This is a genomic window from Methylobacterium sp. 285MFTsu5.1, from assembly GCF_000383455.1.
Taxonomy (GTDB): Bacteria; Pseudomonadota; Alphaproteobacteria; order Rhizobiales; family Beijerinckiaceae; genus Methylobacterium.
Window position 1 is genome coordinate 29,361 of the sequence record NZ_KB911300.1, and the last position, 16,674, is coordinate 46,034.

Annotated in this window: 11 protein-coding genes and 1 pseudogene; 9 read left to right on the plus strand and 3 right to left on the minus strand. The window is 69.1% G+C overall.

Annotation, left to right across the window (positions count from 1 at the left end):
- Positions 1-208: 208 nt before the first annotated feature.
- A complete protein-coding gene (locus H288_RS0127985) occupies positions 209-532 on the minus strand; it encodes a metalloregulator ArsR/SmtB family transcription factor (protein ID WP_020095886.1) in 324 nt (107 codons plus the stop codon).
- 598 nt (positions 533-1,130) lie between these two features.
- Here H288_RS0127985 and H288_RS0127990 point away from each other — a divergent pair.
- Entirely contained in the window at positions 1,131-7,484 is a 6,354-nt protein-coding gene (locus tag H288_RS0127990; protein WP_020095887.1) for an autotransporter outer membrane beta-barrel domain-containing protein, read from the plus strand.
- 185 nt (positions 7,485-7,669) lie between these two features.
- Here the strand turns inward: H288_RS0127990 and H288_RS0127995 are convergent, their stop codons facing one another.
- Complete coding sequence (locus H288_RS0127995; protein WP_020095888.1) at positions 7,670-9,127, minus strand: FAD-dependent monooxygenase; 1,458 nt, start codon at positions 9,125-9,127, stop codon at positions 7,670-7,672.
- Between the two features lie 114 nt (positions 9,128-9,241).
- Positions 9,242-9,466, minus strand: a complete 225-nt coding sequence (locus tag H288_RS36325; protein ID WP_107353651.1) for a lipase family protein — start codon at positions 9,464-9,466, stop codon at positions 9,242-9,244.
- Positions 9,467-9,657: 191 nt separating this feature from the next.
- Between H288_RS36325 and H288_RS0128005 the strand changes: the two genes are divergently transcribed.
- The 8 genes and pseudogenes from H288_RS0128005 to H288_RS32955 form a co-directional block, all read left to right on the plus strand.
- A complete protein-coding gene (locus H288_RS0128005; RefSeq protein WP_026605351.1) occupies positions 9,658-10,062 on the plus strand; it encodes a hypothetical protein in 405 nt (134 codons plus the stop codon).
- A 48-nt stretch (positions 10,063-10,110) separates the two neighbouring features.
- Positions 10,111-10,260 (plus strand): annotated as a pseudogene (locus H288_RS34305) (IS3 family transposase); the annotation flags it as partial.
- Positions 10,261-10,719: 459 nt separating this feature from the next.
- Positions 10,720-11,541, plus strand: coding sequence for a hypothetical protein (locus tag H288_RS0128010; protein WP_020095891.1), 822 nt, complete (start codon positions 10,720-10,722; stop codon positions 11,539-11,541).
- Positions 11,542-11,842: 301 nt separating this feature from the next.
- On the plus strand, positions 11,843-12,157 hold the full coding sequence (locus H288_RS0128015; protein WP_020095892.1) for a hypothetical protein: 315 nt from the start codon (positions 11,843-11,845) through the stop codon (positions 12,155-12,157).
- A gap of 390 nt (positions 12,158-12,547) precedes the next feature.
- Positions 12,548-14,197, plus strand: coding sequence for an ABC transporter ATP-binding protein (locus H288_RS0128020; protein ID WP_020095893.1), 1,650 nt, complete (start codon positions 12,548-12,550; stop codon positions 14,195-14,197).
- A gap of 571 nt (positions 14,198-14,768) precedes the next feature.
- Entirely contained in the window at positions 14,769-15,278 is a 510-nt protein-coding gene (locus tag H288_RS0128025) for a sigma-70 family RNA polymerase sigma factor (protein WP_026605353.1), read from the plus strand.
- A 72-nt stretch (positions 15,279-15,350) separates the two neighbouring features.
- Positions 15,351-16,298, plus strand: coding sequence for a FecR domain-containing protein (locus H288_RS0128030; protein ID WP_020095896.1), 948 nt, complete (start codon positions 15,351-15,353; stop codon positions 16,296-16,298).
- Between the two features lie 48 nt (positions 16,299-16,346).
- Positions 16,347-16,674: autotransporter-associated beta strand repeat-containing protein (locus tag H288_RS32955; RefSeq protein ID WP_043713263.1), on the plus strand; the 328-nt coding region annotated here is incomplete at its 3' end.

Consider the following 16,674-nt stretch of genomic DNA (forward strand, 5'->3'; position numbering starts at 1 on the left):
TGCGGCAAGCGCTGCGAGCGCCGGAGCGACGCGCCGGCCGGCTTCCCGGAGCGCGCGGGCTTCCTCCGCGATCGCCGCGCGCGACGGGCTGCGGGCTTGCTCTCGCCATCGCCGCGATGGCGTTACGCCGCAGCGGGCCGAGCCTGCGGCTGCGCAACCGGCCGGACCGTTCGGGACTCGCGGTGGAGATCCTGCGTGGCTGACGCGGTCAGGCGAGTTCCGGGCAGAAGATGTCCTTGAGGGTCGCCAGCACGCGGGCGACCCGGGGATCCTCCAGGCGGTAGTGAAGCGTCTGGCTCTCGCGCCGGTACGCGACCAGCCCGTCCTCCCGCAGCTTGGCGAGGTGCTGCGACAGGGCAGACTGGCTGAGTCCGACCGCCTCGGCGAGGCTCGTCACGTCCATCTCGCCGCGGGCGACCAGCAGGCACAGAATGAGCAGGCGCTTCTCGTTGGCGAGGAGACGGAGCAGACGGGCCGCGTCGCCGGCCCTGTCCTGAAGGCGCAGCAGTTCGTTCGGCGTGACGACGTCCATCGGTCCGGATCCGGGCGCTCTCAGGGTCTCTTATTTAGCGGATCCTAATATATCGCGGGCGTCGCCATTTGCCACGCCGGCGCGCGCCTTGCCTCACCGAGCAGCTCGGCGAGCCTGTCCGGTTCCGACGGCCGGCTACGGCGACGAGACCCGGCAGGACGGTCGTCGAGGGACAGCCGTCATTCCTGTTCCGTCTCCGGCCTGTGGCGGTGTGAAACGCGTCCCCCGACGGGGTGGGAAACGCCGACCGTCTGAAATCCACCGCACCTACATTGCTGCACCCGAGACGCGTTCAATTCGCTCCAGGCGCGGCCTCGAATATCTGAGGGCATTTAAACATGGACTCAGATACTAAAAATCGTGAATTCGCCAAGAAATATGGGTTCGGTCGCTGTTAGAAATATCGATCTCGGTCCGCACAATTGCTCCAGAATTGGGAAAAATAGGACCATCATCGGCCCGACAGATCGTTCTAAACGTTTTGTTAACCATGTAAGAGGAATGCATTCAAAACTTCGTGTGGACGATCGCTGGGTGCCCTGAGCCGCGAGGGCCCGGATTTTTTCTTGAGACAGCGGCGCAGAGAGACGCGTTCCTGATGGGTCACCGGCCAGGTCAGCTCTGTGTCCCACGCCGCGACCGGCAGATCCGCGATGGCGGACGGCTCGTCGTCGCGGCCAGCACCGGCCTGGTCCTGGTCCTCGACCTGCCGGCGCGCGCCGCGGAGCGACCTCGGCCCGAGGTGGTGACCGCCACCAGCGGCCGCGATGGTAGAGCCAACGTCATCGCGTCGAATGTCGTCGCGACGGCCGGTGCTGACGGCCCTGACCTGTCCTTGATCAATGTCGATGCCGCGGCCGCCGGCAACGACCTCGCCGCGACGATCCGGACCGGTTCGGTGGGCGGAGCGGGCGGGCGCGGCGACGCGATCGTGGGGCTGGCATCCGTCCCGGGCGCGAGCGGTGGGCGCGGCGGTGCCGTCGCGGTGACGCTCGGAGAGGATGTGAGCGGAGAGGGGGATCAGGTCGGCTACACGACGCGCGCCCGCGTCTCCCAGCTCCAGTTCCGGCCGATCCCGCGGTTCTGGGTCTTCTCCCGGGGTGGGAACGGCGGCGACGCCCAGAAGAATGTCGGCGCCGGCGGCGATGCCGGGCCGGCGACCCTGACCCTGTCGTCCCGCGTCGCGACCGAGGGGCAGGCCTTCCTGGGGGTCCGGGTCAGTGCGGTCGGCGGCGATGCCGGCCGCGGGGGCACCGACGCCGACCAGACCGCCTCCAGACGGGGCGGCGCCGGCGGCGCGGCCGCGCTCACGGTGACACGCTCCGGGCAGGTGACGACCGACGGTGTCGGGGCGACCGCGGTGATTGTTGAGTCCATCGGCGGCGCGGGCTCGATCCGCGGGTCCGGGACCTTCTACAGCAACCCCTTCGTGACGCCGGGCGGCGCGGGCGGCACCGCGCGCCTCGACATGGCCGGGACCATCCGGACCTCCGGCGACTCTGCCCTCGGCGGCCTCGTCCAGAGCATCGGCGGCGACGGCGGGATACAGCCCGATGCCGGCGGCCGGCCCGGTGGCCGGGGCGGTGACGGCGGGACCGTCACGGTGACCCAGAGCGGCACGATCGTCACGGCGGGCGACTACGCCCTCGGCCTCGTCGCGCAATCGGTCGGCGGGCCGGGCGGCAAGGGCGGCGGCGGCGTGTTCGGTGGCGGCGGCGGGGGCGATGCCGCCCCGGGCGGATCGGTGACCCTGACCAACAGCGGGACGGTGACGACGTCCGGCGCCGGGGCGACCGGCCTCGTGGCGCAGAGCATCGGCGGCGGCAGCGCCCTCTCGGCCCTGCCGCTCGCGGCCCTCGACGTGGCGCCCGGGAGCGGCGGCGGGGCCGGAGGCATCTCGCTCTGGTTCGGCCGCGGCGGGGCCGGCGGGACCGGGGGCGCGGGCGGGACCGCGGAGATCGTCAACGCGGGTGGCCGGATCACGACCGAGGGCGACTCGGCCTTCGGGGCGTTGGTGCAGAGCATCGGTGGCAGCGGCGGCAGCGGTGGCGGCGCCTTCCCGGCCGGGGCCTTCTTCGCGGTCGGCCTGGGCGGCAGCGGCGGCGGCGGCGGTGATGGCGGTCTCGCGCGCTTCACCGGCCGGGCCGGCGCGATCGAGACCGGCGGGGCGGGATCGACGGCCGTGCTGGTGCAGAGCATCGGCGGCGGCGGCGGCGCCGGCGGCGACGTCAGGAGCATCGCGGTGGGCGCGGCGCTCTCCGCCTCGTGGGCGATCGGCGGATCCGGTGGCAAGGGGGGCAACGGCGGCGAGGCCCGCATCGAGAGCAGCAGCACCGTGACCACCGCCGGTCTCGGAGCGGACGGCCTGGCCGTCCTCAGCATCGGCGGCGGCGGCGGTGTCGGCGGCCTGGCCAGCGCGACGGCGATCACGACGCCCCTGGCCACGCCGAGCGGGCAGTCGCTGCCGAGCTTCGCCTTCTCCACCGCGATCGGCGGCTCGGGGGGCGACGGCGGCAATGGCGGCCCAGCGGGCGTGATCAATGCCGGCCGGGTCACCACCTACGGCGACGCGGCCGCGGGGTTGCTGGTCCTCAGCGTCGGCGGCGGCGGCGGGATCGGCGGCGATGCCGCCGCCTACGCGCTGGCGGTCGCCCCGCCGGGCCAGATGGCCGTGTCCGCCACCTCCACGCTGGGCGGGACGGGCGGCGGCGGCGGCAATGGCGGCACCGTCACCGCCGCGAATAGCGGCGCGGTGCGCACGTCCGGGGACGGCGCGATCGGCATCCAGGCCCAGAGCATCGGCGGGGGCGGCGGCAATGGCGGGGGCGCGACCGCGACGAGCAACAGCCTGAGCCTCAAGCAGAACGTCACGGTGGCGCGGAGCGTCGGCGGCACCGCGGGCGTCGCCGGGATCGGCGGCGCGGTCACGGTCACGCAGTCCGGCAGCGTCACCACCGGGGGAGCCGGCGCGGTCGGCATCCTCGCGCAGAGCATCGGTGGGGGCGGCGGCAACGGCGGCAACGCCGCGAGCCTCGCGGCCCCCGGCTTCTCCTTCGACAAGACCCTGAACGGCCTCGTCGGAAAGCTTCCGATCGCCGATACCCTCTCGGTGACGGAGACGATCGGCGGCGGGAAGGGCAAGGGCAATGTCGGCGGCGCGGTCACGGTGACGAACCGGGGCGCGATCACGACCGGGGGGTCGGACGCCCACGGCATCGAGGCGCAGAGCATCGGCGGGGGCGGCGGCAACGGCGGCACCGTGTCCGGATCGGCCGTCGGCAAGCTCACCGTCGGCCTGACGCTCGGCGGCCAGGGCGGCAGCGGCGGCAGCGGCGGGGACGTGACCGTCACCAATGCCGCTGGCGGCCTGATCGCGACCAGCGGCGACGGCTCGCACGGGATCGTGGCGCAGAGCGTCGGCGGCGGCGGCGGCATGGGCGGCAGCGTCGCGGCGCGTGACGTTTCCGACCCCGACACCGTCGGAACGATCTGGACGCAGATCAAGAAGACGATCGGTGTCGCCGCCTACCAGGAGTGGGCGAAGGACAAGGAGAACAAGGACGATCTCGATCGATTCCTGAAGGACATCAAGTCCAGCGACACGTACAAGGGCCTGGCGGATCAGCTCAAGAACTCGGATTTCGGCAAGGCGCTCAAGTCCTACAGCGGCAGCGTCTCGAGCTATCTGGACGCGCAGAAGAAGGGCGCCACCAAGCTGCCCGAGGTGGCGTTCACCCTGTCGCTCGGCGGGAGCGGCGCGCAGGGCGGGAACGGCGGTCGCGTCTCGGTCGAGAACGGCGGCACCGTCCGGACGATGGGGATCGGCGCGCACGGCATCCTGGCGCAGAGCATCGGCGGCGGCGGCGGCCAGGGTGGCCTCGCCTACGCGGAGGCGACCAACAGGACGACCGTGACGGCGACGCTCGGCGGCACGGGCGGCAGCGGCAACATCGGCGGCACGGCCAAGATCGTGAACACCGGTTCCGTCGCCACCGCGGACGATGCCGCCTACGGCCTCTACGCGCAGAGCATCGGCGGCGGCGGCGGCAACGGCGTCGGCGCAACGGTCGCCGGCAGCCAAGCGAACAAGGGCCTGACGCTCAACCTGACCGTCGGCGGATCGGGAGGGACCGGCGCCCGGGGCGGATCTGTCCAGGTCGATAACCACGGCTCGGTGACCACCGCCGGGGCCGAGGCGCATGCCGTCGTCGCCCAGAGCATCGGCGGCGGTGGCGGAAGCTTCTCGGCGCCCTCCGCCGAGGCCGACACTCCCGCCGCTGCCACCCCCGCCGCTGCGGCGGAGGGGACGGAATCATCCAAGGAGCCGGCCGCGAGCCAGGTTCAGAGCCAGACCAAGAGTGAGGCGAAGAGCGGGACGAAGAGCGACGCGCAGGCGCTGGCGGACGCCCTGCTCGCCGCGCTCGACATCGAGCGGATCGCCCCACCGGAGGATCCGGCCGGCGTCTCCGAGAGATCCGGCAGCCTGACGCTCGGCGGCTCCGGGCGCGTGGCGGGCGACGGTGGCGGCGTGACGATCGTGCAATCCGGCACGGTCGCCACGACGGGCTTCGGGGCGGTGGGCATCCTGGCGCAGAGCATCGGCGGTGGCGGCGGTCTCGCCTCGGTGGCGGCCGGCCCGGGCGGCCACCGCTACACGTTCGGGATCGGCGGCGCGGGCGGCGCCTCGGGGAGCGGCGGCCCGGTCGGGGTGAGCCTGACCGCGGGCGCGCAGGTCTCCACCGTCGGCGACGCGGCGCCGGCGCTGCTGCTGCAGTCGATCGGCGGCGGCGGTGGCTACGGCGGCGCGCACCAGGCGATGGGATACGCGGTGCCCTACGCACTGCGCGACGGGTCCGGCGGCAACGGTGGGACGATCCGGGTGACGCTGGAGGAGGGCAGCGCGATCCGCACGTCGGGCGCCCAGTCCCACGGCCTCCTCGCCCAGAGCCTCGGAGGCGGCGGCGGCCTGCTCCTGGACCTCGCCGGCCCGGCCGCCGGGGCGTCGGGTCAGAGCCGTCTGAACGCGACCGGCAAGGGCGGCGACATCTCCGTCGCGTCGTCCGGATCGATCATCGCGTCGGGCCGCGACGCGAACGCGATCTTCGTCCAGTCCGGCGTCCAACGCACCGACGGGAGCCTCGAACCCGACCCGGAGCGGGGCGGCAGGATCAACCTCCAGGTGAACGGCCTCGTCACGGGCGGCAGCGGCACCGGGGCGGCGATCCGCATCGACGGCGGGCGCTCCACTACGATCGTGATCGGCGGGCGCGCCGTGGTCAGCGCGGCTTCGGGCCGGGCCATCGTCGGCGCGTTCTCCGCCGGCGAGATCAACAATTACGGCACCGTGATCGGCGACGTGGACTTGGCCGCCGGCCAGGCGGGGGGCGTCACCTTCGTCAACGGCGGTTTCCAGAACACGGGTGGGACCTCGGCGATCCTGCGCACCGGACCCGAAGGCGTCATCGCCCTGGGGCCGAACGGCCGCCTGCACAACAGCGCCACCCTCGACATCGGCGGCGTCGGCAAGGTCGCCCGAGCGACGGTGACCGGCAATTTCGAGCAGAGCGCGTACGGGCGGATGCTCGTCGACGTGGCGCCCCTGGCGCCGGAGGGGGCCCTGCGCGCCGATCTCCTCACCGTCACCGGCACCGCGTCACTGAAGGGCCTCGTCGAGCCGCATCTGATCGACGGGCTGCTGCCCGGCCGGTACGCCTTCCTCCGGGCCGGTCAGGTCGTGGAGAGCGGCGCCATGGCTGTCGGCAGCAGCCTCCATTCCGGCGCGGTTCCGATCTCCTGGTCGATCGTCGCGTCGGGCGACACCCTCTCCCTGGTCCCGAGAGCCCGGTTCACGGAGCCGACGGGCGTCACGCTCACGCCGGACCAGCGCAGCGTCGCGCAGGGCCTGCAGGATGCCTGGGACGGCAATACCAGGCAGCTCGGAACGCTCTACGGGCGCTTCCTCTCGGTCGACAGCCAGAAGGCCTACGCCGCTGCCCTCGACGAGTTGAAGCCCGAGTCCAACCAGGACAGCCTGACCGACCGGACGCTCGACACCCGCAAAGGTCTTCAGCGGGCCATGAGCTGTCCGGCCTTCAGCGGCACCGGCACGCTCCTGCGTGAGGGCGAGTGTGTCTGGGGGCGGATCACGAGCGCCCACACGACCCTTTCCGCGACCGCGGAGGACGGCGGCTATCGCCAGACCGCCCTCAGCTACCAGACCGGCCTCCAGACCGAGTTCGCCCCTGACTGGTTCTTCGGTCTGACCGGCGCCTACACCCGCGCCATCCAGAGCGATCCCGACCGGATCACCGGGACGACCAGCGATGCCGGCGATGTCTCGGCGGCGCTCAAGCACCAGATCGGCCCCTGGTTGCTCGCGGCATCGGCCAATCTCGGATATTCCTGGGCCGAGAACAGGCGCCTGATCGACTTCGGCGGCGCCACGGCCACGGCGCGCAGCAAGTCCGGGATCCTCTCGGCGGGCGGGCGGCTGCGGGCAAGCTACCAAGTCCTGTTCGGCGATTGGTATCTCAAGCCCTACGCGGATCTGGATCTGCTCTACAGCTACAGTCCCGCCTATTCAGAGACCGGGGCCCCCGGCTTCAACCTCGACATGCGACCGGTCGCCAAGACGCTGGTGGCGTTCAGCCCGATGCTGGAGATCGGCGGCCGGATCGACCTCGATGCGGGGCGCTGGATCCGGCCTTACGGTATCCTCGGCGTGACGCTCCTCTCGGACGACCATTTCACCGGCAGGGCGAGCTTCCAGGGGACCGGCGCTCTCGGCCTGTTCGCTACGGAATCGTCGATCCCCGATCGCCTCGGCGAGATGGGGCTGGGCTTTCAGATCAGCCTCGGTGGCGGCATCGAGGTGACCGGCGAGTATCAGGGTCAAGTCGGCGATCACTTCCTCTCGCATGCGGGGACTGCTCGGATGCAGCTGCGCTTCTGAGCGCGACGTGGAGCATTCCAGGGACGTCGCGTGGGCGGAGGTGACGAAGCGGGCGTGACGGACAGGCCGGTGTGACCTGACCGACTGGCTCTGGACCGGGCTGATTGAGAGGATCGGCCAGGACCGAAGGAGTCGGGCATGCGGCGAGGTCAGAAGACGAGCGCGGAGCAGGTGGTGCTCGGACCTTACGCGAGGGCTCGCAGATACTGCTCGGCGGTCTCCCACGCGCCGTCCCTCGCAGCCAGACCGATATAGCCGTCGGGTCGGACAACGATGAGGTCGGAACCGCTCGGCAGCGACCGACGCGTCGGTTCGAGCAGGCCGGGGAAGCGCTCGATCAGTTCAGCCCCACGCGTCGCGTCCGCCGCATAGAGGACGAAGCGCGGCTCGCTGCCGGCGCCCGGGGGCGGTCCCGCGTAGGCAGCAGGCTCCCAACGCGCTCCGGCGCCGTGTCCGAGGGAGAGCGGGCTGTCGGCATAGGCGATCTCGATCTCGCTCAGCTGCGTCGCCATCCGGTCGCGGACGACATGGAGGCCGAGCAGGAAGCGCAGCGCGAGGTTGCGCGCCGTCTGCGCCGCCGGGTTCGACAGCGTCGCCATGTCGGTCAGCCGGGTCGCGTTGCGCAGGACCAGCTCCCCGACCGCGCTGCGCTCTGGGCTGTAGCTGTCGAGCAGGGACGCGCTCGCTTGACCGCGCACCACCATCGCCAGCTTCCAGGCGAGGTTCACCGCGTCCTGCATACCGGTGTTCATCCCCTGTCCGCCTGCGGGACTGTGGATGTGCGCCGCATCGCCGGCGAGAAAGGCGCGCCCGCGCCGGTAATCCGCGACCTTGCGCTCGTTGATGCGGAAGTGCGTCAACCAGACCGGGTCAGACACGCGGAAGCCGCCGCCGGCGCGCTGATCGACGAGGGCTTGCACGTCGTCGAGGGTGGGCTCCGGCCGCGGGTGCGTCGCATCCGCCTTGCCCACCGTCGCGATGACGCGCGCCCGACCGCCCGGGATCGGGAAGACGACGAAGGGGCCGTCACGGTGCAGGTAGGTCGCGATCTCGTCCGCCGGCGGTGCTGCGGGCCCCTCGAGGCGCACGTCGGCGAGCAGCCAGTCGTCCCCCTGCGCCGAGCCGGAGAACGGGATGCCGAGTTTGTGCCGGACCGTGCTGTGAGCACCGTCGCAGCCGATCAGCCACGGCGTCCTCACCGTCTCCTCGCGCCCGTCGGCGTGTCGCACGTGCGCGTCGATGCCGTCGGCCGTCTCGGCGAAGTCGACCAGCTCGACCTGACGCTCGATCTCGACGCCGAAGGCGCCCAGCTGCGCGGTGAGAAGGCGCTCCGTCTCGCATTGTGGGATCATCAAGGCGAAGTTGTACGCGCTCGCCACGCCTTCCAGGCGCGGGCTGCCGAGCACCTTGCCGCCGCTGCGGATCGAGGCACCGGGAGCGCGCAGTCCCGCATCCAGGAAGGCTCGCGTGCAACCCATGCGATCCATGAGTTCGAGGGTGCGCGACCAGACCACGAGGGCCTTCGAGGTCTCCGTGGCGTGCGGGGCGCGGTCGATCAGGCGCACTCCGACGCCGTAGCGGGCCAGCTCCGCCGCCATGGTCAGACCGACCGGCCCCGCGCCGACGATGAGAATGTCCGTCATGGACCCGCCTCCCGCGCCACGTGGCTCGCTCGGTCGCGTATCCTGAGGCGGTACCACCTCAGTCTCGAATTCGCCCAGCGGAGAGACCCGACCCTAAAGGGCGCCGTCCGGTGGTCAAGGCTCGCCGCACTCGCTCGGTGCCCGCACGCCGGCGGAGCGGTCACCGATCCGGTCGAGGGCCGCCGGCGCAGCGTCCTTGGCCATCGACAGATGTCCCACGCCAGGCACGCGGTCGAACGCGACCCGGCTGCCGGCTCGGCACAGCCGCGCGCGATACTCCTCGGTCACCCGCGGCGGCACGCGGTTGTCCGTGCTGCCCTGCGCCAGGAAGATCGGGATGCGCGGCGGAGCAAAATCAGGAGCCGCGTGAGAGCTGGAGAGCCGCGCCTTCGTGCGGCCTGAACGGCATCCGGCCTGTGCTGCACGTCACGGCAATCTCTGGAAGATCGCCTACAATCCTACACAGTTCGGCGGGCCGACGTAAACGCGGATCTGCTAGACGCCACCGTGCATGCAGAAGGTGTGGGATAGTGAAGACGTTGCTCGCAGCCGCCATACTTCTCGGATCGACGGTCGGCGCGATGGCGGTCGAGTCGTACGGGGATTACCGTGACTATTTCGATGCGAAGCCCGTGACCGCGAAGCGCGCGCCGCGCAGCGCTTCCCAGAAGAAGGCTCCCATCGACATCACCACGGACTTGAGCGCGGTGCGACGCCGCGCCGATGGCGACCACCGTGAGATGTACCGCTACGAGACTGGGTCGAGGCTGATCGCTGACATGAGGCCTCGCAACTGGGACGGCGGGCATGTTCCCGTGCAGCCGCACAGTTGGTCGCCGGATGGCTTCTGGAGCCCCATGGTACAGTCACACGAGGGGCGCGAGCGGCCCGACCAGTCATTCGAGGGGCGGGGACGGCCCGAGCGATTCCGGTGATGCTGCGTCCTGTAGGGCGCGATGGACGCTGCGGCGTGAGATCTTGAGCGCTCGTTCGAGGCGGTCGAGTACGCCACCCTCGAATGGGTCGACTGGTTCAACCACCGGCGGCCGCTCCAACCGATCGGCACGCTGCCTCCGCCGAGACGGAAACCCGCCGCTTCTGCCGAAGCCGAGGTCCGAGCCTTGGCCGCCTGACCCGAACCGGACAGGCTCCGGGAAAGCCGCCGCGGTTTACTGCGGGTGACGGCGCAGGCCCGCAAAACCATAGACCTCGATGGGCTTGTCCAGCGGACTAGCTCATCGCCGTGGCGTGACGACGCCTGTTATGCGGCGTACAAGAACAAAGGCGCTTGCGCTGAGCGGACTCGGGTTTGTCCGACGGGTCTGCGACGATTGCCGAAGTCAGAGCGGGAACGCTGGTGGCTTGCGGCAACGAACAAACCTAACTTTTGACTACCATACAGGGCCGAGTTCCTGCTGAACCATAGCTGGTGACATCGCCTATTCGCGGACGTGCGACAAGGTCGTCGGATGAAATCCTTATCCCGTCTCTTTGTGGCCGCATCACTGGTCGGATGTTACAGCATTGGGTGCGCGCGAGGGCATGCTCCGGGACTGGGTGACGCACGTGGGGCCATCGTGCGTCCCGCGGCCATGAAGCTGTTTGACGCCGAGCCCGTCTTTCCTCGGGTCCCGGCGATCATGTCAAGTCCGTGGATGCCCCTCGAGGTTGGGCGGACCATGGGGGCGATCTGCAAGCCCCACGACGCGGGCGGAGGGACCTCGTTCCTCGGGCTTCATTTCGACGATTACTGCTTCGGCCCGGCTCCTGAGCATGTGGCACACGCTGTCTTGGCCCTCCCTGTCCGAGCGTTCGACCTCGAACGTGACACGCGCCGTGAGGATCTGCGCAAAGCTTTTTATCTGGCGGCTCCCGGCTTCGGGCGCCGTCCTGACTTCACGCTGGGGGCCGGCGCGTTCATGGTCCGCAGCTTCGAGGGAGCGGACCCCCGAGACACCGTGTACCTGATCTGGCCCGTACGATGCGACGAGGGTGAGGCGGGGTTGGATTGCCGCAACGGCATGGGTCGGAAGGCTTTTCGGTTCGCTGCCGACGGCGCCTTGCGGGATGTCAGTGCGGACGTGCTGCCGGCGGATCCGGTCCTGAGCTTCGACGACCGCGTGCGTCAGACGAAGTACGGCGGCAGCGTCCTGTTTCTGCTCGACGACAAGCTGCCTTATGCGCCCACCATGCGCTGGATCATGGAATTCGATCCTGACTCGCCACCACTCGAGAAGGACGATCCGAAGGCCGCGGGCCCTTGGGCCCACTTCGGCTTCGTCCACTGGACCGGTTCTCGTTTCGAGCTCGTCGATCGAATTGCCCGATCGCAATGGCCGTGTCGGAAGCTCAATGACGCCCCGGCCTGCTCGACGTATCCCGACGGCTTCGAGGATCCCTTTGTCATCCCGTGAGCGGAACTCTCGAAGTGGAGGGTGGGGCGGTGCCATCGCCGGAGCATTTGCTGCTCAGGATCGACGGTCCGCCTCTCGATCCAGGTGACGCTCGTCCTCTGTTCGCTCTCTCAGGGAGACGGTGATCGTCCCGACACTTTTGAATAGGGGCGCATCGTGGCTCTGTCGGGCGACCGTTGGCACGCGACAGAGGAGGTCGAACAGGCAGCGATGGAAGGACATCGGCGAAGGCGCACGCCCGCATGGCGTGCTCAATGTGGCCGGTTGCACCCTCGACGCGGCCAACACCGGAGACACACCGTTGACCAGCCGTCCCAAGATCAGCTCCGTTCCGATCGTCCCCAGTGAGGTCGAAGGTACTCTCGAAGCTCCCGTCATCTACTTCGAAGCCACATCGACGCATGGCGTCGGAGGAGGCGTCGGTCGCCTCGCTCTCGAGATGATGCTCTCCGAGCCCAGCGCGGACGGCACCCCGATCAGTCGGCGAAAGATAGTCGTACACCTGCGCGGCCCGCTGGGCGCGTTCATAAGTCTGAAAGCCGCGATTGAACACATCGAGGAAATGGCCGCCGGCCCGCTCACGGCGGACATCGCGGAAGATGGGAAACCCAATTGAATCGCGTGCAGATCTGCGTCAAGCGGTGCTCTCGTACTCAGGTCCTATTGGTTCATTCCGGTTTTCCGTAAAATAGAACTTGTATTGATGCTTGGATCGGAGCAGGTCGAATTTCCGGATTGCGTGAGGGATAATCGATTGGCATGGCAGTATGTGATGTATCCCGCGCTGGACATGCAGCGTGTTGATATCGGATATTCGTTCGTCATCCGGTCATAGGGCAGAACAGGGCAAATATTCGGGATAGTTGGCTTCTTGCCCGTCCTCTCCCGGACGGCGGATGCATCGCGGCGGACAGATCCAGTCGCGGATTGCCGCGAAAAATCTTGCATTCCTCAAGCTTGCGAGGGATTCGAAAATCGCCCTCAGGATTTTCCCTGGCAATTTCGAATGATATCGATTCTGAACGCGTTGCTGCGAGCCTACTGGCGTGACGCCCGCCTGACGACCATCGCGGTGATCTCGGCCAGTTTGCTCGGTGCATTGGCCTCGATCTCGGCTCCGTACCTTTTCTCACGCGCCGTCGACGATCTGGCCCGCGGACAAGTGCGGTCCGACGCGCTCCCGCTCCTCATGTCCTACGCGTTCCTGTTCGGATGCGCGAAAGCTCTGGGCATTGGATCACGGTTCCTGATCGTGCTTTGCGCGGAGCGTCTATCGTTCATTGCAAATACGGCCTTCTTTGCGCGCCTCCTACACAAGACGCCAGCCTTCTTCCTGGAGCACAACGCCGCGGAGATCGGGACTGCCCGTCAGCAGGGAACCCAGACGCTGAACCTCATCACCCAGCTCGGGCTCGGAGGCTTGCTCCCTGGATGCGTCCAGATCGCCTTCAGCGTCCTAGTCCTCGGCAACCTCGTCAGCTGGGACATAGCCCTGATCATATTCATCTACGGCGTGGTCGTGATCGCGCTCGACTACACGCGTATCGGCAAAGTCAAACCCGCTCTCAATGAGGCGATGAATCAAAGTCAGGCCAATGCGCGCTTGGTCGGCAACGCCATCGCCGTCATCGACACCCTGCGCCAGACACGCGGCGAACGATGGATCACCGAGCGCTTTACTGCCAGCGCGGGTGATGCCTTCGCGAATTTGCGGCGCTACGCGCTGGTGAGCAGCGCCTTCTGTGGGCTTCTGGGCATCGCTGCAGCCTTGCAGTTGACGGTCACGTTCCTGATCCTCGTCCCCCGGTTCGAGGGCGGCCTGATCTCGATCGGCGGCATCGTGCTCTTCAACACGTTGCTGATCCAGTTGAATGAGCCGTTCCACATGGTCGGCATGGCCATCAAGGAGTCGGTCGAAGCAGCGGCCCGCTTCCGGCCCTTAGCGATGATGTGGAGAGCACCGGAAGAACTCGAGCCCGCCGATCCGCTGCCCTACCGGCCGTCCCTCGGCATCGTCGCTTTCGAGAACGTCAGCTTTCGCTACGCCAATGGTCGTGGCGTTGCCGGCCTCTCCTTCGTCGCTCGCCGCGGCACGCCGACCTTCCTTACGGGTGAGACCGGTGCAGGCAAATCAACCGTCGTTCGCCTGCTGTTGAAGGGGTTGCAACCGAGCGGCGGCCACATCTTCGCCGACGGAACCGACCTGACTCGCATCGCGAGCGATGATTGGTTCAACCATGTCGGCGTCGTGCCGCAAGAGGTGACACTGCTCAACGATACGCTGTCGGCCAACATCGTGCTGGGCCGTCCGTTCGACGCGGAGCGCCTCCGCCGGGCCTCCGCGCAGGCCTCCATCCTCACGCGCATCGAGGCCATGCCGGAAGGGTTTGAGACCGTCGTGGGCGAACGGGGCCTCAAGCTGTCGGGCGGTGAACGGCAACGCATCGCCATCGCGCGGGCGCTCTACGGCGAACCGGCGATTCTCGTTCTGGACGAAGCCAGTTCGGCCCTCGACGACGAGACCGAGCGGCACATCATGGACGGCTTACGTGACCTTGTTGACGGGTTGACCATCATCGCGGTCACGCACCGCACCTCCATGATACGGCCAGGAGATCAGAACGTCCGCCTGTCGGCGTCCCCACCACGGGCGTAGCCGTCTGAGATGGGCCGACAGCCGAAGGGCGGCTCCGGGTGGAATGCCGCCATTTTTGCTGTGGGACGGCAGATGTAGCGAAGCGGATATATAGCCGCACGGACCAAGTCCGACCCTTTTCCGACCCTCGCTGCGCCAGAGTGCAGGCCGCGTTGCGAGGCGAAGGTTCGTGGCCGGAACGGGCGGCTCCGCGATCGGCCGGGTTCGAGCACCATGTCGAGGACGTGGGCGTTCGACGTCTGACGGAAGGCCGCCCCGGGACGCTGAGCGCGTCTCGACCACGAACGGCGCGAAGCCGGGTCCCAGAACGCCACCGGCATGCCCCGATCCATGCCGCAGATTTGCAACAGAACATGGAAAACAGCCGTTCTACTAGAACTATTCCAGTTCAAGGCCCCGCATTCGCATCGCTGTTTCGTAGCGGCCGAACAAGCGTTTGGCTGAGAGCAGATGCATCAGTTTAGATCGGCTAAAAGCGTTCAGAACGCTTGCGTCTATCCTCGGCGTGACAGTCTAATCGGCCGGCGCCGCGCGCTCGTGTGCGTCGGCGAGGCACCTGAGGATTGGAGTTATGGTGGCGGTATCATTGGATGCCCTACATCGCAGTGAGAACCTGAACCTCCAGCGGTTCCTTCTTCGCAAACTCGGGAACCCTGCCGACGCAGCCGACGCCGCGCAGGAGACGTATCTTCGCCTCGTCAAAGCACTCACGACCACCGACTTGGAGCATCCGCGCCTCTTCCTGTTCCACCTCGCGCGCAACGTCGCCGCCAATCTCGGCAAGCGCCGCCGGTTCGAAGCGCGCCTCTTCCGATCCATGACCGATCTCGAACTGTCGAGCGTCGTGGACGGGCACGCCCAGACCGAGACGCAGGTGATCGCCCGCGAGCAGCTGCGCCTCGTGGCGGCAACGATCGACGGGCTGCCGCCGCGCTGCCGGGAGGCGTTCCTGCTCAGCACCGTCGAGGGCCTCTCGAACTGGAAGGTCGCCGTCCGTCTCGGCGTCAGCCGCAACATGGTCGAGAAGCACCTCATCACGGCGCTGCTGCACATTCGTCGCGCGTGTCACGAGTTTTTCTGATCGGGCACGTCAGGAGTTCGCGGCCTCGATGGTCTTCATAGGTCGGACGGGCGGAGCGGGCAGCGGGTCGACATGGAGGAGGAGCGCAAGCCCGCGGGCGACGACGAGGCCGCCGACGACCCGATCTACGCGCGGGCCGCGTTCTGGGTGGTTCGCCTGTCCTCCCCCGACGCGACCGACGCCGACCGGGCAGCCTTCGAGACCTGGCGCGCCGCCGACCCGGCCCATGCCGAGGCCTACGCGGAGATGGAGGCGTGGCGGGGCATCGCCGGGCGCGTGCCCGATACGCGCCGGCGCAGGCGGCCGCCGCCGACGCGCCTCGTCGGTCTCGCGGCAGCGCTGGGCCTGTCCGGATTCATCACCTACGAGAGCGGGATCCTCGACCGTGTCCGCGCCGACGTCTGGACCGGGATCGGGGACATCGAGACGGCGCGGCTCCCCGACGGCAGCCGCGCCGCCCTCAACACCGACACCGCGCTCGTCCTGCACTTCACGGCCGCCGCGCGCGACGTCCACCTGCTGCGCGGCGAGGCGGTGTTCGATGTCGTGCCCGACAGCGCCCGACCCTTCGTGGTCTACGGCGGCGGGTTGCGGGTGCGCGCTGTGGGGACGCGCTTCTTCGTCCGGGCCGGCGGGGACGCCGAACCGGTCGGCGTGGCGGAGGGGCGCGTGGACGCGTCGACGACCGCGGGCGCCGTGACCATCGGAGCCGGCGAGGTCGCCCTCCGGAGCGCCGACGGCCATCTGACGGTCGAGCGCGGCGATGTGGGGCGCGCCACGACGTGGCGGGAGGGCAAGCTCGTCGTCACGGGGCAGCCCCTCGCCGCGGTCGTGGCCGACCTGAACCGCTATCGGCGCGGGCGCATCGTCCTGCTCGGTTCGGGGCTCGGCGCGCAGCGCTTCAGCGGGACGCTCGACATCCGCGACACCGACGACGCGCTCGACGTTCTGGCCGCGACGATGAGCCTGCGCGTCACGCGCCTGACTCCGTACCTCGTCCTCGTCAGGCCGCCGGCCTGACGAGGCGAAAAAAACCGACGCGGGGAGGTCAGGAGTTTCGCGCCTCGATTGTCGTTTGTCCGTGAGGGCCACGGCACCGCCCTCACGCTCACCGACCTCGCCGGCCCGGCCTCCGCCGTCCTGGGCAACGGCGCCCTCACGGTCTCCAGTGCGGCCGCCTCCACCTACGCCGGCGCCATCCTGGAGACCGCGAGCCCGACCAGCCTGACCAAGGCCGGCCCCGGCACGCTCCTGCTCACCGGCCCCGGCCTCTTCTCCGGCCCGACCACAATCCAGGCCGGCACGCTCTCCCTCAACGGCCTCTGGACCTCGCCGGTCACGGTCGCGGCCACCGGCACCCTGCGCGGCATCGGCACCGTCGCGGCCCCGGTCACGG

Excerpts from the sequence above, each read along its gene's own strand:
- H288_RS0127985 (WP_020095886.1), bottom strand. The coding sequence starts at position 532 with ATGGACGTCGTCACGCCGAACGAACTGCTGCGCCTTCAGGACAGGGCC.
- H288_RS0127990 (WP_020095887.1), top strand. The coding sequence starts at position 1,131 with ATGGGTCACCGGCCAGGTCAGCTCTGTGTCCCACGCCGCGACCGGCAG.
- H288_RS0127995 (WP_020095888.1), bottom strand. The coding sequence starts at position 9,127 with ATGACGGACATTCTCATCGTCGGCGCGGGGCCGGTCGGTCTGACCATG.
- H288_RS0128010 (WP_020095891.1), top strand. The coding sequence starts at position 10,720 with ATGAAGCTGTTTGACGCCGAGCCCGTCTTTCCTCGGGTCCCGGCGATC.
- H288_RS0128020 (WP_020095893.1), top strand. The coding sequence starts at position 12,548 with ATGATATCGATTCTGAACGCGTTGCTGCGAGCCTACTGGCGTGACGCC.
- H288_RS0128025 (WP_026605353.1), top strand. The coding sequence starts at position 14,769 with ATGGTGGCGGTATCATTGGATGCCCTACATCGCAGTGAGAACCTGAAC.
- H288_RS0128030 (WP_020095896.1), top strand. The coding sequence starts at position 15,351 with ATGGAGGAGGAGCGCAAGCCCGCGGGCGACGACGAGGCCGCCGACGAC.